Below are 21,058 nucleotides of genomic sequence, written 5' to 3' on the forward strand. Positions count from 1 at the left end.
CGTCCCAAGCTGACCTCCTTCGCGTGGCGGGCCTCGGCACGGCGCCGGAGTCCGCGGGCCGCCTTGGGCGCGCCCGCTGAGCCCCGTCGGTCCTCGCGCACGCGTGCCTTCGACGATGACGACGACCATCGAGGGGTAGCCGCGGCTCGCCGGTTTCAAACCCGCTTCCGGACCGGCCGCGGCCCGCTTCGGCGGCCGGTTTTCCGGACCGTCGGGCCACGGATCGTGGACGGGGACGCCGCGTTCGCCGAAGCCGAATGGAGCAATGCGAGGACCCGTTGTGCCGCGACGGTGCCGGACCCGGGCCGCCGACGCCGGGCCGCACCGGGCGTCATGGGCCGGTGAGGGTCCGGGGCATGGCCCGACGCTGTGCGATAACCGCAGGTCGGCGGCGTCGGAAACGGTCCTGGGACGCTACCGGCCCCGCTTGTCGTCCCCGACGGCCGGACGGACAGTGAGAACCATGAACCGTCACCGACGCCCACCCCGGAAGGCCCCGTGGATCGCGGCGGGCGCGGCCGTGGTCGTCTGTGGCGGCATCGGCGTGTGGTTTCTGACGGGGCCGCACGGCGGCACGCCCCGCCCGACGCCGTCTCCCTCGGGGAACCTGTCCCTGCCGACCCCACCGTCGCGGACGCCGCAGCCAGAGACATCCGCCACCACGCCGGGGACCCCGACCCCCAGCACCACGCAGCCGACACCGACGCAGGCGCCCAGCACGCCGCGGCCGACGGCGACGCGCCCACCGGCGCCCCCGCCGACGGCGACGGCTCGGCAGCCGACGCCGCCGACCCATCCGACGACGGCGCCCCCGTCGGCCCTACCGACGTCCCAGGCGCCACCGAGACCGACCCGGTCCGCGACGCCGGCACCCTCGGCACCACCCTCGCGCCCCCCGGCCACGCCGACGGCGCCGACACCGGCACCGACACAGCCGCGGCCGACGAGGACGCCGACGGCGACCCCCGCATCCGCACAACCGCGGCCGTCGGCACATACGCCGGCCCAGAAACCGGCACCTGCACAGCCGACACCGGCACCGATTCCGCCGAAGCCGCTGCCACTGCCACTGCCACTGCCACTGCCACAACCGACAAGGCCAGTGCCTTCGACACATGTGCCGTCCCGCACACCCACACCCCCACCGACACAGACGCCCACACCCGCACCCACACAACCGAGGCCGGTGCCTCCTGCGCCGTTGCCCACTCCGACACCGTCGACCAGCCGCCCCGCGCCGGTCACCACGACGTGGTACACGTCCCAGGCGGCAGTGTCCGCGGCTCAGCGGATGGCCGCCGCACGGACGGTCGGTGACCCGGCATGCTCGATGGCGGCCGTGGGCCAACCCGACCCACACCTCGTCCCGCAGGCCGGCCGCATCGGCATCGGCCACTACGGCAGCTACTGGTGCCTGATCTCGTAGGCGCCCCCATCAACACGCGGGCGCAGGTGGCCCGTTCATCGTGGCGTCGAAGAAGTCCCGGTCACACAACGCCTCACCATCGCAATTCGACGGGAAACCCCGACCAGCACAACTCGGCAGGCAGGTGCCGCATGTCGTTGTAGACCAGCAGAGACGACGGCCGGCCTGGTGCATACCGGATGACGGTGAGGGCCGCGTTGCCGTGATTGAGCCCGAGCCAGCGCCACTTCGGCGCGTCCATGGCATGCCGCACCAGCCAGCCGATCAGGAAGTTGTGGGTGACGACCAGCTCATGGCGCTCCCGGTCGCCCGCCGCGGGACCGGTGAACTGCGCCAGGGCCCGTTCCGCCAGCTCCGGGCCGCGCTCGCGGTCCTCGGCCGTGGCCTGGGCGAGTAAACGCAGGAAATGGTCGGCGCTGTCGGACGGCAGCTCCTCCCCGCGCGGGACGTACGGGACATAGTCACCGGCTGCCTCCGAAGTCCGAAGAGCGGCGCCGTCCAGGTGTTCGCCGATCAGTTCCGCGGTCTGTGCGGCCCGGGGCAGTGGACCGTGGTGCACCACGGAGATGGGGTGCTTCGCCAATCGACGGCCGAGCAGCGTCGCCTGCCGCCGTCCGTTCTCCGACAACCCGCTCTCGTCAGGCAGCGCCTCGCCGTGCCGGACAAGGTAGAGGTAGCGAGCAGCCGTTGGCGTCATACCCGTGACTCCTTCACGATCAGGTAAGGGCCTCGTGAGCACGACGTCGTTCCTCGCCGGCCCGGTTCCGGCGGTGGCCCGGTTCCGGCGGTGGTCCGGCTCCTCCGCGTCCGGCGCGGACCGATCTCCAGCCCGTCGGCCGCCGGTCACGGAGCAAACCGGTCTCGGCACCGCCCGGAAGCCGACACCGGGCACGGCAGCACCCCGAAGGGGCGCGGGGAACTGCGCGACCAGCCACGACGCCGCCGCAGTCGGCCGATCACGTCGGCCCCCGGCTATGCGGGTCACCGGGGGTCCCGTAGATTGCCGAAGTTGTCGCGGCGGAGAGGCGGTTCGAAGACGTGGTACCCACAGCGGTGACGCGGGAGCGGTTGGCGGGGGCGGCGCGGGACGCCCTGGGCGGTGGGCGGCGGTTGGCGACGGTCGAGCGGGTGACGGGCGGCAGCAAGAAAGGCGTGTACCGCCTCGTGATGGACGACGCGACGACGGCGATCGCCTACCTGTGGGACGCCGGCGAGAACTACTGGCCGGCGGCCGAGGGCGACGACGACCTGACGGATCCGTTCTCGCCCGGCCTCGGGCTGCGCCTGTTAGAAGCCGCGCACGCACGCCTGGACGGGCTCGGCGTCCGGGTCCCGCGGATCCGGCTCGTCCAGCGGGCGGGCGAGCGCGGCGCGGCCGACCTGGTGATCGTCGAGGACATCGCAGGCCAGAGCCTGGAGGACCTGCTCGCCCGCGATCCACGCGAGGCCGCCGCGGTCACGGCCCGGCTCGGGGAGGCGCTGGCGGCGATGCGGTCGTATCGCGCGCCCCGGTACGGGAAGGTGGCCGTGGTCGATACGGGGGGCACGTCGCGCGGGACGTCGTGCGAGGGCATCGTCCTGGACCGGGCGCTGCGCGACCTCGCCGAGGCGGCGTCGCGCGACCCCCGGATCGCGGCTGCCCGCGACCGGCTTGCGGAGCGGCTGCGGGGCCTCGCCTCGGGGGTGCGACCGCGCGCGGAGCACTGCGTCGTGCACGGCGAACTCGGGCCCGACCATGTGCGGGTGGACACGGACGGCCACCCCGTGCTGATCGACATCGAGGGGCTGATGTACTTCGACGTCGAGTGGGAGCACGTCTTCCTGCGCATCCGCTGTGCGGACGCCTATGGTCCGCTCCGGACGGACGGACTGGACGAGAGCCGGCTGGCGCTCTACACGCTGGCCCAGCGGCTCTCGCTGACGGCGGGCCCGCTCCGGCTCCTCGACGGCGGCTTCCCCGACCGTGCGTCCATGGCGGGCATCGCCGAGCACAACCTGAAGAAGGCACTGGAACTGGTGTGAAGGACGGGTGGTCCCCACCGTCGGCCGATCCGCCGGCGGGGATCAGCGCACACCGGCCGCCGCGTCCGCACCGACTGCCGCGTCCGCCACGGCCGGGGCGTCGCGCAGCCCCAGGCGCAGGTGTTCGACGTGGTAGAGGGCCTGTTCCAGGAGTTCGGCGACATGGTTGTCGTAGAGCGCGTAGATGACCGAGCGGCCCCGGCGTTCGCCGGTGACCAGGCCGAGGTTGCGCAGCAGCCGCAACTGGTGGGAGCAGGCGGACTGTTCCATGCCGACCGCGTCGGCCAGTTCGGTGGCCGCGCAGGGGCCTTCCTGGAGGCGGGCCAGGATGCGCAGGCGCGAGGGGGTGGCCAGCGCCTGGAGGGTGGCGGCCACATCGGCGGCGCCGACCGTCTCCAGGCGGTCGCGCGCGGTGGCGGTCGTGGTTCTGTCGGCTCCGTGACCCATGGGCATCATCGTACGGAGAACGAACCATGAACGCATGAACGAGTCTTCATTCTTTCCTGTACGGTGGTGAGGAGCGGCCGGGATTCCGGCTGCGCGCGAACCTGTCACGCCTGTGTGAAGGACCCTCGATGACCTCCACCCTCGCCCCGGCCCCGGCAGCGCGGACCTCGCCGGGCCGCGCCCCCGCCGGGCAGCAGCGGCGTACCCGTGTCCTCGCCCTGCCCGAGGCCCGCTGGGCAGCGGCGGCCCTGGCCCTGTTCCTGGTCGCGCTGCCGTTGCAGCTGACCGGCACCCCGGCCTGGGCCTGGACGCCCCTGTACGCCCTGACCTATGCGGCGGGCGGCTGGGAACCGGGCTGGGCGGGACTGCGGGCGCTGCGCGAGAAGACCCTCGACGTCGACCTGCTGATGGTCGTCGCCGCGCTCGGTGCCGCGGCGATCGGGCAGGTCATGGACGGGGCGCTGCTGATCGTCATCTTCGCCACATCGGGCGCGCTGGAGGCCCTGGCCACCGCCCGTACCGCCGACTCCGTGCGCGGGCTGCTGGACCTGGCCCCCGCCAGGGCCGCCCGCATCGCCGCCGACGGCCGTGAGGAGAGCGTCGCCGTCGAGGACCTGGCCATCGGCGACATCGTCCTCGTACGCCCCGGCGAGCGCGTCGGCGCGGACGGCCGTGTGCTCGACGGCGCCAGTGACGTGGACCAGGCGACCATCACCGGCGAGCCGCTGCCCGTGGCCAAGGAGCGGGGCGACGAGGTCTTCGCCGGCACGCTCAACGGCACCGGCGCGCTGCGGGTGCGCGTCGAGCGCGACGCGTCCGACAGTGTGATCGCCCGGATCGTGCGCATGGTGGAGGAGGCGTCCGAGACCAAGGCGCCCACGCAGCTCTTCATCGAGAAGGTCGAGCAGCGCTACTCGCTGGGGATGGTCGCGGCGACACTGGCCGTCTTCCTCGTCCCGCTCGCTTTCGGCGCCGAGCTGACCGGCGCGCTGCTGCGGGCGATGACCTTCATGATCGTGGCGTCGCCGTGCGCCGTCGTCCTGGCGACCATGCCGCCCCTGCTCTCGGCCATCGCCAACGCTGGACGGCACGGTGTGCTGGTCAAGTCCGCGGTCGTCATGGAGCGGCTCGGCGAGGTCGACGCGGTCGCCCTCGACAAGACCGGCACGCTGACCGAGGGCACCCCGCGGGTGACCGACGTCCGGCCACTGGCCGGTTCCGGCCTCGACGCGGCCGGTCTGCTGAGGCTCGCCGCCGCGGCCGAGCACCCGAGCGAGCACCCGCTGGCCCGTGCCGTGGTGGCCGCGGCACGGGAGCGGGGACTGGCCCTTTTGGACGCCGAGGACTTCGACTCGACGCCCGGTGTCGGGGTCAGAGCCACTGTCGAGGCGCGCCGGGTCGCGGTGGGGGCGCCCGCCCGGCTGCTCACCGATGCCGACCACACCGGCTCGGCGGCGGCCGATCTCGCGGCCGAGTTGGAGGACGGCGGCCGAACCGCAGTGCTGGTCACGGTGGACGGTACGCCCGTCGGTCTGCTCGGTGTCGCCGACCGGCTGCGCCCCGACGCCATCGCGACCGTCGCGTCCCTGACGTCGCGCACCGGGGCCGCGCCCGTGCTGCTGACCGGCGACAACCCGCGCGCGGCGGCGCGCCTGGCCGCGGAGGTCGGCGTCGAGGACGTACGCGCCGGACTGCTGCCCGCGGACAAGGTGAGCGCGGTCAGGGAACTGGCGGCGGCCGGGCGCAGGGTGATGGTCGTCGGGGACGGCGTCAACGACGCCCCGGCGCTGGCCGCCGCCCACACCGGCGTCGCCATGGGCCGGGCGGGTTCGGATCTGGCGCTGGAGACCGCCGACGCGGTCGTCGTACGCGACGAACTCGCCGCTGTGCCCGCGGTGATCTCCCTGTCCCGGCGGGCCCGTGGGCTCGTCGTCCAGAACCTCGTGATCGCCGCGGTGTTCATCGCCTGCCTCGTCGTCTGGGACCTGGCGGGAAACCTGCCCCTGCCGCTCGGTGTCGCCGGTCACGAGGGCTCCACCGTCATCGTCGGACTCAACGGGCTGCGGCTGCTGCGCGAGGCGGCCTGGCGGCGGGCGGCCGTCCCGGACGGTGCCGAGGCCGCCCGGACCCCTGCGACGGGGTGACGCTTGTGACGGCGCGGCCCGTCGGCGGTGCTCGTCGAGCACCGGCGACGGGCCGGTTCGTCAGCCTGCGAAGGCTTCGACGACTGTCCAGATCGCCAGGCCGGCCATGCAGATGCCGCCGATGCGCTGCACCGTCTTCAGCGGTACCCGCTTGGCGATGAAGCGGCCCGCGAGCAGAGCGAGCGCGGACACCGACATCAGGGCGGCGGCCGAGCCGATGGCGGTGGGGAGCCAGCCGTTGGTGGCCGCGAGGTTGGCGGTGGTGATCTGGGTGAGGTCGCCCCACTCGCTGATGAAGACGGCCATGAAGGCGGTGGTGTAGACCGGCCAGAAACCGGTGACGGTCCTGGAGCCGCCTTCGCCGTCCTCGTCGTCGCCCCCTCCGCGCAGCAGCATGACGGCTCCGAAGGCGAACAGGGCGGCGGAGACGAGCTTGACCGCCGTCGTCGGCAGCAGGCTGAGCAGACTGCCGGCACCGACGGCGAGGGCGACATGGACGACGAAGGCCGTGGAGGTCCCGAACCACACGTACAGCGGGCGCATGCGGGTGCCCATGGCCAGCGACGCGAACATGGTCTTGTCGGGAAGTTCGGCGAGGAAAATCAGCCCGAAGGCGGTGACGATCGCCAGGGGGTCGAGAGTCATCCTGGTGCTTTCTCCTGGGGCCGGGCCGGAGGCTCGAACGGCACCCACACAGGTGACGGGAGGACCCTTGCGGCCCGGCACGATGACGCGGCCCCCACGTGTGTGCGGGCCGTGTTGTGCCGTGGCCGAAGGTCTCGTCCACCGACCCGTCGCTTCGGGTCGGCCCACTGGCCGGGACGCCCGTGAAGACGTCCAGTGTGTCGACCAGCGGTGTTGCGGGACTACTCCCCTTCGCCGCCCACAGCCTAAGCAATCGGCACGGCCGAGGTAAAGCCGGTGCCGGGTGGTACGCCTCACGCCCGAGGGACACAACCGTCCGGCCGACGGCCGTGATGCCCGCCGTGATCAACGGTGGCAGGTCGAAGCCGCCGACCGGACCCGCACGGTCGGCGCTCTGGGCATGGCCCTGCCGTTCGTGCCGGCCGTGCTGTACGAGGGCGAGTTCCGGGCCCGTTACCTGGGCAGAACCACGGGCTGGGGCCCCGAGTTGCGCGAGGTCACCCTGGACGCGATCGCCGTCTTCCGCCGGAGCCTGCGCTACGCCTGCTTCGGCAGCAAGGAAGGGCTCTTCGACGCCATCTTCTTCGGCTCCCTGGACCGGATCACGAACGTCGTGCCGATCGACGCCACCGCCCAGCCGCGCGACGCCGACACCACCCCGCTCGGCGCCGACGACCTCGCGGACTGGGCCGTACGCCTCTACGACGAGTACCTTCGCCGTCCCGACCTCATCCGGCTGGCCGGCGAAGGCCAGGCCGCGGGCCTGGTCCGGCAGGGCGACCCGTTCGATGTGATGGCCATGGTCATCACGATGTCCATGACCTGGTCCCCGGTCAGCAACGTCTACGCGGCGACCGCCCGGGAAACCCGAGGACGTGCACGAGCGGCGGCGCGTCCTGCTGCGCGAGAGTGTGCGCCGCGCCATGGCCGCCGGCTGAGCGCCCACGACCGCGCTCGGGCGCGAGGCGCCGAGGGACGCGAGCCGGAGTAGCGTGGAAGGTGCGAAGACGACCGGTCCGGACGCCGGGGGCGTCTTCGCTGATGTGCCCAGCGGCCTGATGTTCTCCGAAGGAGTGAGCGGGCGCGAGCGGTCCTCGTCCGTCGGCCGCCCGGAGCCCCCTTGAGGTGACCTTCCGTATCCGTGTGTCAAGAGGGCGTATGCGCGCAGCCGACGACTCTTCGCAGAGTCCTGTGGGGGCACTGGGGAAAGTGACGGTGGCGATCCCACAGGACGGTCCCGGGGAAGTCCTCGTGGCCGTCCGGGGCGGCTCGGAAGCCTATGCGGCCTGGTCCGCGGCACCGGTCGCCAGGGACGTCCGAGTGATCGTGGTCGACTCCGTCTCGGCACGCTCGGTGATCGTCGAGCCGCTGCCGCCGTGAAGTGTCTTCGGTGTTCCGCAGGACGCGAGGTGGTCCCTCATGTTTTTCTGGCACGTTCCCGCTCCGAATGAGGCCATGCTCATCTCCGGCTCCAAACGGCGGGCCGAGGAAACCCAGTTCCGGATCGTCACCGGTCACGGCAGTTTTGTGCTGCCCGTCAAGCAGAAGGCCCGGATGCTGTCGCTGGCCCTGCGGGAGGCGGAGATCGCCGAGGACTGCGTGACCCAGCAGGGAATCCGGCTCAAGGTGTGGGCCGTGTGCGTGTTCAAGGTGGGTGACGACGCGGTGTCGATCGCCAACGCGGCCCGCCGGTTCCTGTCGGAGCAGCAGCGGATGGAGGAGTTGGTCGGCCGGATCTTCGCGGGGCATCTGCGGTCCATCGTCGGCGGGCTCACGGTCGAGCAGATCATCCGCGAGCGCAGCCGGGTCTCCCAGGAAGTGGTGGCGGGCAGCCACGGCGAGATGGAGAAGCTCGGCATCGTGGTGGACGCCCTCCAGATCCAGGAGATCGAGGACGCCACCGGATACATCGACAACCTCGCCGCGCCGCACGCCGCCGCGGTGGCGAGCCAGGCCCGGATAGCGCAGGCCAAGGCCGATCAGGAGGCGGCCCAGCGGGAGCAGCAGGCCGCCGCGCTCAAGGCCGAGTACGAACGGGACACCGCGATCAAACGGGCGGGGTTCACCGCCCAGACCGAGCAGTCCAACGCCCGCGCCGCGCAGGCGGGCCCCCTCGCCCAGGCCAAGGCGTCCCAGGAGGTCATCGAGGAACAGACCGCGCTGGCCCAGCGCCAGGCCGCGCTGGCGGCCCAGCGGCTGGAGGCGGAGGTACGGCGCCCGGCGGACGCGGAGGCCTACCGGCAGCGGGCCCTGGCCGAGGCGGGCCGCGACCGGGCCAAGTTCGAGGCCGACGGGACCGCCTACACCGAGCGGGCCATCGCCCAGGCCCAGGCCGACGCCAACACGGCGCGGGCCGCCTCGCTCCGCGACGGCAACCAGGAACTCATCGCGGCCAACCGGGTCGTGGAGAATCTGCCGGCCCTCGCCGAGGCGGCGGCCCGCGGTATGTCCGGAGCGGATCTCACCGTCCTCAACGGCACCGACGGCATCAACCAGGTGGCGGCCGGGGTGGTGGCGCAGGGTCTGGCCATCCTCGACACGGTCCGGCGTTCGACGCCGTCGCCCGCCGGTGGAAAGCCGGTACGGGCCGAGCCGGAGCAGACCTGAACCCGCCAGGAGCCCTGGATACGAAGGAGGAACAGCTGTCATGGATGCGGATCGTGCCAACCGTGTGGTGGCGGCGCTGCGGGCCCGGGAGGTGATGGCTCATCTCGTGGAGGCCGGTGTCTACGAGTTCGGGATCAGGGTGGTCCTGGACGAGGGCATCGAGGCGCTGTGGGACATGGACGGCGCATCGGGGCTGGACGCGGAGATCGTCAGCGACGGCGTGCTCATCGGGTTCGTCCCCCATGTGCCCGGTTCGGAGAACTTCACCGAGCAGCAGATCGTGGACAGCATCGCCAGTACGCGGTATTCCACGGAGGGCCTTCACCCGCCCGAGGACACCTCGCCGCCCCCGGCCGCCCCGCCGGTGGCCCGGCTCCAGCGCCGGGCACACTGGATCCACCGGGGCGGTGGGTAGAGGAGGACGTCATGACACCGATGCGACCGGCCCTGCAGCTGACGGTGTTCATAGAGGAGTGCGACACCTGGCATCACAAGCCGCTGTCCGCGGAGATCGTGCACCGCGCGCATGAGGCCGGGCTGGCCGGTGCGACGGTGCTCCGGGGGATCGAGGGGTTCGGGGCCTCCTCGGTGATCCACGGCTTCCGGCTGCTGTCCCTCAAGCAGGACGTACCGCTGGCGATCGTGATCGTCGACGAGGAGGAACGGGTGCGTCGCTTCCTTCCGATCCTGCGCGAGCTGGTCGACGGCGGGTTGGTGATCGTCGAGCATGTCGACGTCATGCACTGCCCCGCACGGGATACGACGCGGGCCCCCGCCTGACGTGGCCGTACTTCAAGTGGCCGTGGTCTCTTGGCCCTTGTAGTGGACCACCTCGACCTCCTGCAGGGTGATCAGCCCGCTGACGGGCAGTTCCCCGAGCTGGGAGAGGAACGCTCGGACGCGGTCCTCCTCGTCGACGATGACGACGGCCGTGGGCAGGTCGTCGGCCATGGACAGCAGTCGCGTCGTGTGCACGACCGATGTCGCCCCGAAACCCTCCACGCCCCGGAAGACCGTCGCCCCGGCCATCCCGAAGGCATGGGCGCGATGCACGATCTCCGTGAACAGGGGCTTGTGGTGCCAGGTGTCGGTGTCGTCGACGATGACCGTCAGGCGCAGTGCGCGTCCACGGAGTGCCATGATCGCGGTCCTCTCGTCACCGGGCACCGGGATACGTCTCCACCCTAATCCCGGCCCCGGGCCGTGCCGGGCCCGGCCGGGTCACGGCCGACCGTCAGTCCGCGTCCCGGACGTGCCGGCATTCGGACGGTGCCATGCCGTAGCGGGCACGGAAGACGCGGGAGAAGGTGGCGTGATGGGCGAAGCCCCAGCGGTACGAGATCGCGTGGACGGGCCGGTCGCGCAGCGCCGGGTCCCCGAGGTCGCGGCGGGCACGCTCCAGGCGCTGCTCACGGACCCAGCCCATGACCGTCATCGGCCCGCCGCTCGCCGGAATGTGTGCCTGGAAGATCCGGTGCAGGTGGCTGACGGAGATGTGGTGGGCGGCGGCGATGACGGCCGGTGTCAGTTCCGGATCGTGCAGGCGTCCGCTGATGAAGGACCGGATGCGCAGCGCCAGGACCTGTTGACGGGTCTCGGCCGGCAGGGCGTCCTCGGCGTCGGTCGCGTGGGCGAAGAGCGTCGCGATCAGATCGAGCAGGACCGTCTCAAGTCGCAGGGCGTCGGCGACGCCCAGGCGGTGGTCGGGCCGGGTGAGGCGCAGGAGGAACGCCGCCACCAGCGCGCCCACTCCCTCCCTGCCCGACAGCGGCCGGGTCACCAGGGCATCGGCCTTGCGCCCGGGGAAGGGCAGCCGGGCCCTCGGAACCCCGGGTCACGCTGCCGGATGAGCTTCGGTGTCCGCCGTATCCGGACCGGCAGTCCCGAGGCGCCGTACACCGACATGGACCCCATGCACAGCGTGCGCATCCGCACCATGTAGTCCCCGGCGTGTTCGCTGCCCATGTCCATGGGCGCGTGCAGCAGGGACATCTGCTCAGCGACGGCGCCGTCCGCGTCGGTGGGGGCGGTGCGGGGGCCTGCCGTGATCCGGCCGGTGACCTCTCCGAAGCCGAGCCGGGCGCCGGTGTTGCCGCAGCGCGGCTTCGCGCCGGTCGGCCGGTTCGGCGGGAGTCGGTGATCGCCGAGGGGATCTCCCGGTGGTGGAGGAGTGAGGAGTCGGAGGAGAAGCCCTCCTCCCCCATCAGCCCCTCGGTGGGTGGCCGGGCCGCGTGCGGCGGCCCGGCCGGACCGGATGTGGTGGGGTGGGCGGATCGCCGGGTGGGGTGGGCGGGTCGATGCGGCGGGGGCGGTCAGGCGGAGACTTCGGCGGCCGGGCGCGGCCGGGCCCCGCTGTCGCGCCGGTCCCGGGGCACCTTGAGGAAGGCGAGCATCACGGCGCACACGATCAGGCAGCCGATCGGGAAGTACAGGCCGACGGTGACGTCGTCGGCGGTGGCGTTCTTGCCGATGAGGTAGGGGCTGACGAAGCCGCCGAGGGCCGCGATGGAGTTGATGCCCGCCAGGCCGACCGCGGTCTGCTCGCGCGGCAGGACCCGGGCGGCCAGCGCCCAGTAGGGGGCCATGTAGCCGAGGACGCCGACGGCGACCAGGCTGAGGCAGATCAGGGCCGGGGTGGGGCTGTGCCGGAAGGCGATGGTGCCGCCCAGGCCCGCGGCGCCCAGCAGCATCAGGCCGATCACATGGAAGCGGCGTTCGCCGGTACGGTCCGAGCTGCGGGCGACCAGCAGCATGCCGACCGCGCCCACCAGGAACGGGATGGCGCCGAGCAGACCGATGTTGGTGGCCGAGTACGACGGGTCGAGCTGCTGGACGATCTTCGGGAGGAAGAAGGAGAAGCCGTACAGGCCGCAGGCGGCGAAGAAGTTGGCGACGGCCAGGTAGAGGACCTTGCGGTTCTTCAGGGTCCTGAGCTGTCCGCGCACCGTCTCCTGCCCGGCGTCGCCGGCGCCGTCCTGGGTGTACTCCTTGTCGATCTCCGCCTGGAGCCAGGCCCGTTCGTCGGCGTTCAGGAAGCGGGCGTCGGCCGGCCGGTTGGGCAGCAGGACCAGGGTGACGATGCCGATGAGGACGGCGGGAGCGCCCTGCAGGATGAACACCCAGCGCCAGCTGCTCATGTCCAGCCAGTGGGCGTGGTCGAGGATCCAGCCGCCGGTCATGCTGCCGAGGATCATGGCGATCGGCTGGGCGAGCGCGAGCAGCGCGATGGCACGGCCGCGTTCCCGGCCCCGGTACCAGTACGTCAGGTAGAGCAGCAGCCCGGGGAAGAGGCCGGCCTCGGCGATGCCCAGCGCGATCCGGGCCACGTACAGGTGGGTGACGTCGGTGACGAATCCCGTGACCACGGTGACCAGGCCCCAGCTGATGGCGATGCGGGCCAGCCAGAGCCGGGCGCCGACCTTCTTCAGCATCAAGTTGCTGGGGATCTCAAGGACGACGTAGGCGAGGAAGAAGATCGAGGCGACCGCGCCGAAGGTGGCCGTGGTGATGCCCAGGTCGTCGCGCATGCCGAGTTCGGCGTAGCTGATGTTGGACCTGTCCATGTAGTTGAACACATACAGCAGGCCCACGATCGGGAAGATCCGGAGCGAGACCTTTCTGATCGTTCTTCTGCCGGGGTCACTGCCCTCGACGTTGAGGTTCGTTCCCATGACGGCTCCTGAGAGAGAGGAGAGGAAGGGGATGATCCGACTGAGCGGGGTGGGTGTTACGCGGCTGCGGCGGCGTTGCCGCCCGCGATGCGGCCCATGGTGAGGGCGTTGGCGACGGCGTTGCCGCCGCCGACGTAGCGCATGCCGAGCACTCCCCCGCCCGCCTCGCCGGCCGCGAACAGTCCGGGAACCGGGCTGCCGGTGCGGTCCAGTACGGCGGCACGGTGGTCGATCTCCAGCCCGGTGTGCGTGCAGACGAGTTCGGCGGGCAGCACGCGGGCCGCGTAGTACGGGGCCGATGCGATCGGGTCGGGGCGGGCCGGGGCGCCCTTGGCCGCGAGGGACTGCTCGCGCAGGAAGTCGGCGTCGGTGCCGGTCTCGGGCAGCTGCGCGTTCCACCGGGTCACGGTGGCGGTGAGCGCGTGGGCGGGTACGCCGATGTGTTCGGCGAGCGCGTCGAGGGTGGCGGCCTGGGCCAGGCGCCCGGCCGCCGCCTCCTGTGCGACCCGCGCGGGGGTCCAGTCGGCGTAGCCGGTCGGCAGGCCGAGCCGTGCCTTCTCGTCGAACACCGCCCACACGGGGCCGTCCTGGGCCAGGATGATGCCGCTGGAGACGGCGTACGAGGCGTCCTCGTCCATGAAGCGCCGCCCGGAGGAGTTGACGTACACCCGTGACGCGGGCGGGAATCCGGCCTGCCAGTGGTGGTGGCGCTGGAAGTAGGCGGTGGGCAGCATCAGCCCCCAGCCGTCGCCGGCGAGTGCGCTGCCCGTCTGCTCGGCGAAGGCGAGGTGGTCGCCGCGGCTGCCCGGAGCGGCGACCACGAACAGGGAGTCGCCCGCGTCGAGCGCGTCGGGGTAGTGCCGGCGCAGCAGGTCGGGGTTCTGGGCGAAGCCGCCGCTGGCGACGACTACGGCGCGGGCCCGTACCTCGATGCCGTCGGCCACGGCCCCGGCGACCCGGCCGTCCTCGTACAGCAGCGAGGTGACACGGGTGTGGAGAACGGCCTCGACACCGCGGGCCTTGCGCGCCCGGTCGAGGACCTGGACGAGGCCGTAGCCCTGGTCGCGGGGGACATGGCCGCGCCACACGTCCTCCACGCCCGCGCGGCAGAGCCCCGGTGTGTGGGCGTCGCTGGACAGGACGGCGGGGACGTCCAGGCCCAGACCGATCATCCATTCCAGCGTCGGACCGGCCGCGGCGCAGAAGGCACGCACCAGGCCGGGTTTGAGCTGCCACTGGTTGAGGTCCATGTAGTGCTGGAAGTGGCGCTCGGCGCTGTCGTCGACACCGAGGGCGCGCTGCACACGGGTGCCGGCGGCGGTGATCAGGCCGGCGGACAGCTGTGTCGAGCCGCCCAGTTCCCCTTCCGACTCGAACAGCAGGACCGTGGCGCCCCGTTCGGCGGCGCTCAGCGCGGCGGCGAGACCGGCGCCGCCGCCGCCCACCACGATGACGTCGAGGTCGTCGAGGCCGGTCATCACAAGGCTCCTTCTGCATCGGCGAGGATGCGGTGGTACAGCCCGTTGGACACCAGGCCGCCGTCGAGGGTGACCTCGCTGCCGGTCATGTACGCGCTGCGGTCGGACAGCAGGAAGAGGACGGCGTCGGTGATCTCGGCGGGCTCGGCCGACCGCCCGGCCGGGATGCTGCGCTGTGCCGAGGCCACGAAGGCGTCCGAGCCGGCCAGCAGCCCGGTGGCCACCAGGCCCGGATGCAGCGAGTTCACCCGGATGTTCCAGGCGGCCAGTTCACCGGCGGCCGACTTCGACAGGCCCGTCAGCCCCCACTTGCTCGCGGCGTACGAGGGCGAGAAGTAGCCGATCAGACCGGAGATCGAGGAGATGTTGACGATCGCGCCGCCGCCGTCCCGCATCAGCGGGGCCACCGCCTGCATGCCGTGGAAGGCGCCGAAGAGGTTGACCCGCAGCACCCGGTCCCACACCTCCTCGGTGGTGTCCATGAACCGCAGCCGCCGCGAGATGCCGGCGTTGTTCACCAGACCGTCCAGCCGGCCGTCCGCGGCACGGACGGCTTCGACCACGGCACGCCAGCCGGCCGGGTCGGTGACGTCCAGGTGGTGGGCGGTGGCCCGACCGCCGGCCTCGGTGATCTCCCGGGCGACGGGGGCGCAGTCGGCCACGTCGGCGAGGTGCACATGGCTGCCGCGGCGGCCCAGGGCGCGGGCGTGCTCGGCACCCATGCCCGCGGCGGCACCCGTGACGAGGACCACCGACGGGTAGCGCACCGGTTCGGGGTACGCGGTGGACGCGGCGTACGCGGTGGACGCGGTGGACGCGGCCTCAGACATGACGGGAACCGCCGTCCACCGCCACGCTGTGCCCGGTGACGTAACGGGCGCTGTCGGAGAGAAGGAACAGCAGGACGCCGAGGACTTCCTGCGGGGATCCGAGGCGGTGCAGGGGGACGCTGTCCAGGGCGTGCTTGAGGGCGGCGGGGTCCTCCCGCACCCAGCGGGTCATCTCGGTGTCGATGTAGCCCGGGGCGATGGAGTTGACGCGCAGCCCGAGGTCGCCGAACTCGACGGCCAGGGACTCGGTGAGGTGGGCGACCGACGCCTTGGACGCGCAGTACGCGGCACGGCCCTTGCGCACGCGGACCGCGGACACGGAGGAGATGTTGACGATGGCGCCGCCCGGCCGCATGTGCCGGGCGGCGCTCTGCGAACCGAACAGCACGCCCTGGACGTTGACGCGCAGCACCGCGTCGATCTGCTCCGGCGGGATGTCCTGCGCGAAGGCGTGCGGGAAGATGCCCGCGTTGTTCACCCAGTGGTCCAGGCGGCCGAACTCGCTCGTGGCGAGCGCGGCCAGTTCCTCGTGGCCTGCCGGGTCGGTGACGTCGACCGCGGCGGGCACGACCCGGCCGCGCCGGTCGGCCGTCCCTGGCGGACGGAGTGGGGAGGTTGTCTGACCACAACCTGTGTGCGATAATCGCACGAGCTGTGCGATTAATGTGAGCGTAGGCACGTGGCTGAAACTCGTCAAGGGATGGATTCGTGAACCCCACAGCGCAGACCTGGGCGCAGCCCGAGATCGTCGTCGACTCGGGCATGTCGAAGACCCTCCACCACGGACTGTTGATCCTCCGGCTGCTGTCCGAGCGTCCACACGGTCTGACCGTCACGGACGTCGCCGAGCAGATCGGCGTGCACCGCACCGTCGCCCACCGGCTGGTGCGGACCCTGGAGGCGCACCAGCTGTGCCGCAGGGACCGGCAGCGCCGGATCGTCCTCGGGACGGGCCTGGTCACCCTGGCGGAGCCCGTCGAACAGGACCTCAGGGCCCTCGCGCGCCCCGTGCTCGACGAACTCGCCGAGGCCACCCGCGCCACCGCCCACCTGCTGGTACGCGAAGGCACCCAGGACATGCGGGCACTGATGGTGGTCGAACCACGGGGCGCCCTGGCGCATGTGTCGTTCCGTCCCGGCCAGACCCACTCGATCCAGCAGGGCTCGGGCGGTCTCGCCCTGCTGGCCGACGGCCCGTACCGGGACGGCGAACGCGCCGAGGTCACCGAAGCGCGCGCGAAGGGATACGCGGTCACCATGGGCGAGGTCATTCCGGCCGTGATCGGGGTGTCCGCCGCCGTACCCAGCCACCGTGGCGAGGCCACCACCAGCATCGGCGTCTCGGTCTTCGAACCGGAGGGAATCGACGACCTGGGCCGGACGGTGGTCGAGGCCGCGAAGCGCCTCGGAAACCTCCTGACCTGAACCGCGAACCCGCCTGTCCCGGCCGGCGTGATGAGGTGGCTGACGTGGACGAGCAGGTGCAGGTAGTGGCTCACGATCCGGCCTGCGCGGGACGACGGTGGAGGTGGCCCACATCGGTTCCACCGCCGTTCCGGGGCTCGACGCCAAGCCGATCATCGACGTCCAGGTCGGCGTCGGGGCGGCTCGCCAATGTCCACGTGGTCGAGCGAGGTGGGCGGCTGTGGACGGACAACGTGTTGTTCCGCGGCTATCTGTCGACGCACCCCGCCGCTGCCGCCCGGTACGCCGAGGCCAAACGGGAAGCGGCCGACCGGGCGCCGGGCCTCCTCGCGTATTCGGCGCTGAAGGCACGGGCCGTGGAGCAGATCATGGACGCGGCCCGCCAGGCCGGTGGTCCGTGATGGCACACGTTCGGCGGTCCGTCGGCACCTGCTTCGCGCGGCGACACCGGCGAACCGGCGTAGCGGGCGGACGGTTCCGGTCCTGCCCGGTGCGCCGGTCGTGGCTGCGCCTGTCGCGGCGCGGTGATCGATGTCGACGTCTTTCGGGTCGTCGGCGAAGTGAAGGACGTGCACGCTCGGAGCAGACTGTCCGAGTTCGGCCTCGTGGAAGGACGACCATGGTGACCACGGACCACCAGGACTGCGCGGTGATCGCCCCGACGGGCACACCGCCCGGCCTGCTTGAGGAGTTCTGGCGCTACGACCGGGCGCTGCTCGCCGACGACCGGGCCACTCTCGACGAACTGTTCCCGCCCGGCCCGCACGCCCTGGGCGCGGACGGCCGCGGGCTGCTCGCCGGGCACGAGGCGGTCGACCCGTTCCGTGCGGCCCAGGGCCGGGTGCCCACGCGGCGGGTCGTCGAGCTGCACGTACGACCGCTCGGTAGCGACGTTGCCCTGGTGATGGCGCGGACCCGCGACGGAGACGCCCACGGGTCGCAGACGCAGGTGTGGCAGCGCGGCGCGGCGGGTGGCTGGCTGATCACCGCCGCGCATGTCACCCTGCCCGCGGCGCCGTCCCCCGCCACAGCACCGCCGTCCCCCGCCACGGCACCGCCCTCCCCCACCGAGACGCCGCCCTCCTCCACCAAGACGCCGCCCTCCAGCAAGACGCCGCCCTCCAGCAAGGCGTCGGCCGACTCCGCTCCCTTCGACCGGACGGTCTGGCGGGCCGTCGGCGATCCGCTGGTGGCCGCCCGGTCCTCGGGCCCGCTCGACGGCGTCGGCATCGCGGTCAAGGACCTGTTCGCGGTCGCCGGACAGCCGATCGGGGCCGGGGTCGCGGCCTGGCTCGCCGAGCAGCGGCCGCAGACGGACACGGCACCCGCGCTGGCGGAACTGCTGAGCGCGGGCGCGCACATCGTCGGCATCGCCCGAACGGACGAGTTCGCCTACAGCCTGACGGGCGCCAACGCGCACTACGGGACGCCGCCGAACCCGGCCGCTCCCGACCGGGTCAGCGGCGGCTCGACCAGCGGTCCCGCCGGCGCGGTGGCGCTGGGCCAGGCCGCCGTGGGGCTCGGCACCGACACCGCCGGGTCGATTCGGATCCCCGCCTCCTATCAGGGACTGGTGGGGCTGCGCAGCACACACGGTTCGATCGACAGGGTCGGCGTGCTGCCGCTCGCCCGGTCCTTCGACGCCATCGGCTGGCTGACCAAGGACGTGGCCGCCTCCACCGCGATCGCCTGCGTGCTGCTGGGCGGCCCCGACGGGAGCGGTGCGCCGGCCGACCGCACCCTGCGGATGCCGACCGTGGAGGGCATGGCGGCACCCGAGGTGGTGGAGGGGTTCTCCGCCGTCGTCCAGCGGGCGGCCGCCGCGGGCCTGCTGCCGCCGGTGCACGGCGTCGACCTGCCGCGCGAGCAGCTCGAACGCTGGGTCGAGGCGTTCCGCATGGTCCAGGCGTGGGAGGCATGGCAGGCCCACGGCCCCTGGCTGACCGCTCACCCGGACGCGCTGGGACCCGACGTGACCGACCGGTTCGCCCAGGCGTCCCGGGTGAGCGAGGACGCGGCGGCGCGGGCCCTGGCCGTGACGGCCGAGGCGGCCGGCCGGCTCACCGAGTTGCTGTCCGGCGCCGTATTGGCCCTCCCCACCGCTCCCGGCCCGGCGCCGTCGCGGACCGCGACCGCGCAGCAGATCGAGACCACGCGGGCGGCGACCCTCCGGATGACCTGTCTGGCCGGGCTGGCGGGTGCGCCCGCCGTGTCGCTGCCCCTGCTGCGGTCAGCCGACGGCCTGCCGGTCGGGCTGTGTCTGGTCGGCGCGCCGGGCTCCGACCTCGACCTGCTCACCCTCGCCACCGGCCTGGAGCCCCCCGCAAGGCCGTCCTGACCGCCACGATCACGGCGCAGGGCGACAGCGCCCTGCCGGGCGGCCTCAGGGCGCCGGTGGCGGCCGAGGTGCCGACCGAGGCCGGCGACACGGACCGATCCCCGCTGCCCTGCGGCTGAGAAACACCGCCCCCGGCCACTCCGTCCGGTGACATCCCCGCGGCCCTCACCGACGCCACCGGCCGGTCCGTGGTCCACCGCCGGCTGGGCGGGTACCCGTCTGCGTACGGTGCCGACCGGGCCGGTGACCGTGGGGGCTCCCGTGGGGCGCGGGCGCCGCGGAGGCCGCAGGCCGGTGGCCGGCGTTCAGACCTGGACCAGGCCGCCGTCGACGAAGAGTTCGGCTCCGGTGGTGAACTCTGGTCCGAGGCGAGGAAGTCCGCCGCGGCGGCGACCTCGTCGGCGTGGCCGAGCCTGCCGAGCGGAACGATCGTCGCGAGCGAGTCCGCCAGCTGCGGTTCGCCCCGTGCCGGGGTCGCGTTACACGGTGGCGCCCTCCGCGGCGAACCTCCGGGCGACAGCCAAGGAGCTGTGCGCCGCGAGAGGGTGAGGATCACGCGTCGGCGAACAGGGGGTCGTACGGCGTCGAGCGCCTGCGGCCCGACATGAACGACAGGAAGTCTTTGACGAACGCGACCCGGCCGTACGTTCCCTCGCCGCCGTTCGTGTCGCGGCGGAACGCGGTGCGGAACAGGGCACGGTACTCGTCGGCGTCGATGCGCTCGTCGCCGTCCTTGTCGGTGACGTCGAAAAGGACCTCGGCGACCCTGATCAACGCGGGTCCGGCCAGGGAGGGGACGGCCACGGCGTACTCCTGCGCGCTGACGCGTCCGTCGCCGTCCGTGTCGAGGGCCGACTGGAGTTCCCGCCACCAGTCGGCGTAGGCGTGGTAGAGCCTGGTCTCCTCGGGCTCGTCCAGGTCGAGGCGGCCGGCCAGCTCCCGGGCCATGGCGGCGAGGTCGGGCCAGTCCAGGTAGCCGTCGCCGGTCTGGTCCAGCACGGCCCGGAAGAACTCCTCGGCGCCGCGCCGTACGTCGGTCTCCCCCGGGTCCGGCGGTGGCGCGGACAGCGGGTTGATCAGCCGGATCAGGGCCCCGGCCCGCCTGACCTGATCGTGCAGCGCGGTGATCGTCATCGCCCGTGGGTCGTCACTGTCGGGCGACAGGGCCAGCAGGTCGGTGATGCCTTCGGCCCGGATCCAGCCCTCGGGCAGGAAGCGGGCCAGGCCGGCGGCCAGGTAGGCGCTCTGCATCAGGGTCTGGGCACCGGGGATCTCGGGCAGCCCGGCGCGCCGCCGGAAGGGTTCCGGGAGGGAGGCCACGGTGATCGCTCCGACGACGGGCCCCGCGACGGTGCGGCCGGCCGCCCACAGCGTGGGCAGACCGTTCAGCAGGGGCGGCGCCGGCAGATGATCGAAGAGCTTGTAGAGGATGATGCGCATCGCCTCCGTGTTCTCCAGTTCCTCCTCGACCACCCGGTCGAAGTACGGCCAGAACTCGTGCAGGCTGTGCGGCAGATGACCGGCCTGGTCGCCCAACGTGGCGAGGAATCCCTGGAATTCGGCGTACAGATGCTCCATGGCGGTCTGTTCGAGGGGCTGTCCGCTCAGCCGGCACATGGTGACGGCACTGTCGAACAGGGTGGCGACCACCCAGGCGCGCACCCCGGGATCCAGCGCGTCGTACGGCCGGTGCTGTGCGTCGGTGCCGCTCAGCCGTGCGTGCAGGCGATTGAGCCGCGCCGCCTCCCGGTGCCGGGTGTGATCGTCGGCACCGAACATGCGTTGCAGGCTCACGAGGGTGTTGCGCAGCCGTCGCCAAGGGTGGGCCACGAACGTCGAGTTGTCGATCAGGGCCGCGCCGATCTGCGGGTGGGCGGCCTCCAGTACGGTCGCCCGGATCAGCGCCAGTGCCCAGCGCGGGTCGTTGCGCATGTCGTGGAACTGCGAGCCGGGGCCGAACACGGGCCCGGTGACCGCCTCGGCGGCGGGCCGTCGCGGATCGCCGCCGACGGAGCCGATGCCGGT

General features: G+C 72.5%; 20 protein-coding genes and 2 pseudogenes. 12 read left to right on the forward strand and 10 right to left on the reverse strand.

The window, feature by feature from the left end; translation table 11 throughout:
• The first annotated feature begins 546 nt into the window (after nucleotides 1-546).
• Both ACFYTE_RS16510 and ACFYTE_RS16515 read left to right on the forward strand, forming a co-directional pair.
• Complete coding sequence (locus tag ACFYTE_RS16510) at nucleotides 547-1,317, forward strand: hypothetical protein (protein WP_388710110.1); 771 nt, start codon at nucleotides 547-549, stop codon at nucleotides 1,315-1,317.
• Entirely contained in the window at nucleotides 1,292-1,426 is a 135-nt protein-coding gene (locus tag ACFYTE_RS16515) for a hypothetical protein (RefSeq protein ID WP_388710112.1), read from the forward strand. The genes ACFYTE_RS16510 and ACFYTE_RS16515 overlap by 26 nt, the downstream gene beginning before the upstream one ends.
• A gap of 73 nt (nucleotides 1,427-1,499) precedes the next feature.
• Here the strand turns inward: ACFYTE_RS16515 and ACFYTE_RS16520 are convergent, their stop codons facing one another.
• On the reverse strand, nucleotides 1,500-2,123 hold the full coding sequence (locus ACFYTE_RS16520; RefSeq protein ID WP_388710114.1) for a histidine phosphatase family protein: 624 nt from the start codon (nucleotides 2,121-2,123) through the stop codon (nucleotides 1,500-1,502).
• Nucleotides 2,124-2,479: 356 nt separating this feature from the next.
• Here ACFYTE_RS16520 and ACFYTE_RS16525 point away from each other — a divergent pair, with 356 nt between their 5' ends.
• Entirely contained in the window at nucleotides 2,480-3,448 is a 969-nt protein-coding gene (locus ACFYTE_RS16525; protein ID WP_388710175.1) for a phosphotransferase family protein, read from the forward strand.
• Nucleotides 3,449-3,490: 42 nt separating this feature from the next.
• Here ACFYTE_RS16525 and ACFYTE_RS16530 read toward each other — a convergent pair whose 3' ends face one another.
• Complete coding sequence (locus ACFYTE_RS16530) at nucleotides 3,491-3,895, reverse strand: ArsR/SmtB family transcription factor (protein ID WP_388710116.1); 405 nt, start codon at nucleotides 3,893-3,895, stop codon at nucleotides 3,491-3,493.
• Nucleotides 3,896-4,023: 128 nt separating this feature from the next.
• Between ACFYTE_RS16530 and ACFYTE_RS16535 the strand changes: the two genes are divergently transcribed.
• On the forward strand, nucleotides 4,024-6,039 hold the full coding sequence (locus tag ACFYTE_RS16535) for a heavy metal translocating P-type ATPase (protein WP_388710118.1): 2,016 nt from the start codon (nucleotides 4,024-4,026) through the stop codon (nucleotides 6,037-6,039).
• A gap of 60 nt (nucleotides 6,040-6,099) precedes the next feature.
• Here the strand turns inward: ACFYTE_RS16535 and ACFYTE_RS16540 are convergent, their stop codons facing one another.
• Nucleotides 6,100-6,684: a TMEM165/GDT1 family protein gene (locus tag ACFYTE_RS16540; RefSeq protein WP_388710120.1), complete on the reverse strand. Its 585-nt coding sequence runs from the start codon at nucleotides 6,682-6,684 to the stop codon at nucleotides 6,100-6,102.
• Nucleotides 6,685-7,192: 508 nt separating this feature from the next.
• Between ACFYTE_RS16540 and ACFYTE_RS16545 the strand changes: the two are divergent.
• The 5 genes and pseudogenes from ACFYTE_RS16545 to ACFYTE_RS16565 form a co-directional block, all read left to right on the forward strand.
• Nucleotides 7,193-7,622, forward strand: a pseudogene (locus tag ACFYTE_RS16545) (hypothetical protein); the annotation flags it as partial.
• Between the two features lie 277 nt (nucleotides 7,623-7,899).
• Entirely contained in the window at nucleotides 7,900-8,064 is a 165-nt protein-coding gene (locus ACFYTE_RS16550; RefSeq protein ID WP_388710122.1) for a hypothetical protein, read from the forward strand.
• 39 nt (nucleotides 8,065-8,103) lie between these two features.
• Nucleotides 8,104-9,291: an SPFH domain-containing protein gene (locus ACFYTE_RS16555; protein ID WP_388710124.1), complete on the forward strand. Its 1,188-nt coding sequence runs from the start codon at nucleotides 8,104-8,106 to the stop codon at nucleotides 9,289-9,291.
• Between the two features lie 40 nt (nucleotides 9,292-9,331).
• On the forward strand, nucleotides 9,332-9,706 hold the full coding sequence (locus tag ACFYTE_RS16560) for a hypothetical protein (protein ID WP_388710126.1): 375 nt from the start codon (nucleotides 9,332-9,334) through the stop codon (nucleotides 9,704-9,706).
• A gap of 11 nt (nucleotides 9,707-9,717) precedes the next feature.
• A complete protein-coding gene (locus ACFYTE_RS16565; RefSeq protein WP_388710128.1) occupies nucleotides 9,718-10,071 on the forward strand; it encodes a DUF190 domain-containing protein in 354 nt (117 codons plus the stop codon).
• Nucleotides 10,072-10,083: 12 nt separating this feature from the next.
• On the opposite strand, the gene ACFYTE_RS16570 is transcribed toward ACFYTE_RS16565, so the two are convergent.
• The 6 genes from ACFYTE_RS16570 to ACFYTE_RS16595 form a co-directional block, all read right to left on the reverse strand.
• The gene (locus ACFYTE_RS16570; protein WP_388710130.1) at nucleotides 10,084-10,431 is read right to left on the reverse strand and encodes a DUF190 domain-containing protein; all 348 of its coding nucleotides are present in this window, start codon (nucleotides 10,429-10,431) and stop codon (nucleotides 10,084-10,086) included.
• Nucleotides 10,432-10,525: 94 nt separating this feature from the next.
• Entirely contained in the window at nucleotides 10,526-11,071 is a 546-nt protein-coding gene (locus ACFYTE_RS16575) for a helix-turn-helix transcriptional regulator (RefSeq protein ID WP_388710131.1), read from the reverse strand.
• Nucleotides 11,072-11,603: 532 nt separating this feature from the next.
• The gene (locus ACFYTE_RS16580) at nucleotides 11,604-12,962 is read right to left on the reverse strand and encodes an MFS transporter (protein ID WP_388710133.1); all 1,359 of its coding nucleotides are present in this window, start codon (nucleotides 12,960-12,962) and stop codon (nucleotides 11,604-11,606) included.
• A gap of 56 nt (nucleotides 12,963-13,018) precedes the next feature.
• Nucleotides 13,019-14,440, reverse strand: a complete 1,422-nt coding sequence (locus ACFYTE_RS16585; protein ID WP_388710134.1) for an FAD-dependent oxidoreductase — start codon at nucleotides 14,438-14,440, stop codon at nucleotides 13,019-13,021.
• Nucleotides 14,440-15,207, reverse strand: coding sequence for an SDR family NAD(P)-dependent oxidoreductase (locus ACFYTE_RS16590; RefSeq protein ID WP_388710177.1), 768 nt, complete (start codon nucleotides 15,205-15,207; stop codon nucleotides 14,440-14,442). The genes ACFYTE_RS16585 and ACFYTE_RS16590 overlap by 1 nt, the downstream gene beginning before the upstream one ends.
• A 55-nt stretch (nucleotides 15,208-15,262) precedes the next feature.
• Nucleotides 15,263-15,838 carry an SDR family NAD(P)-dependent oxidoreductase gene (locus tag ACFYTE_RS16595; RefSeq protein ID WP_388710136.1) on the reverse strand — a complete coding sequence of 192 codons (576 nt, stop codon included), beginning with the start codon at nucleotides 15,836-15,838 and terminating at the stop codon, nucleotides 15,263-15,265.
• A gap of 194 nt (nucleotides 15,839-16,032) precedes the next feature.
• On the opposite strand from ACFYTE_RS16595, the gene ACFYTE_RS16600 reads away from it, so the two are divergent.
• The 3 genes and pseudogenes from ACFYTE_RS16600 (at nucleotide 16,033) to ACFYTE_RS16610 (ending at nucleotide 19,033) form a co-directional block, all read left to right on the forward strand.
• Nucleotides 16,033-16,695, forward strand: a complete 663-nt coding sequence (locus ACFYTE_RS16600; protein ID WP_388710178.1) for an IclR family transcriptional regulator — start codon at nucleotides 16,033-16,035, stop codon at nucleotides 16,693-16,695.
• Nucleotides 16,696-16,798: 103 nt separating this feature from the next.
• A pseudogene (locus tag ACFYTE_RS16605) lies at nucleotides 16,799-17,096 on the forward strand (GrpB family protein).
• A 218-nt stretch (nucleotides 17,097-17,314) separates the two neighbouring features.
• Nucleotides 17,315-19,033: an amidase gene (locus ACFYTE_RS16610; RefSeq protein ID WP_388710138.1), complete on the forward strand. Its 1,719-nt coding sequence runs from the start codon at nucleotides 17,315-17,317 to the stop codon at nucleotides 19,031-19,033.
• Between the two features lie 552 nt (nucleotides 19,034-19,585).
• On the opposite strand, the gene ACFYTE_RS16615 is transcribed toward ACFYTE_RS16610, so the two are convergent.
• On the reverse strand, nucleotides 19,586-20,965 hold the full coding sequence (locus ACFYTE_RS16615) for an oxygenase MpaB family protein (RefSeq protein ID WP_388710180.1): 1,380 nt from the start codon (nucleotides 20,963-20,965) through the stop codon (nucleotides 19,586-19,588).
• Nucleotides 20,966-21,058: the final 93 nt, after the last annotated feature.

The organism is Streptomyces sp. NPDC004629 (assembly GCF_042873595.1).
In the GTDB taxonomy this organism is placed as follows: domain Bacteria; phylum Actinomycetota; class Actinomycetes; order Streptomycetales; family Streptomycetaceae; genus Streptomyces.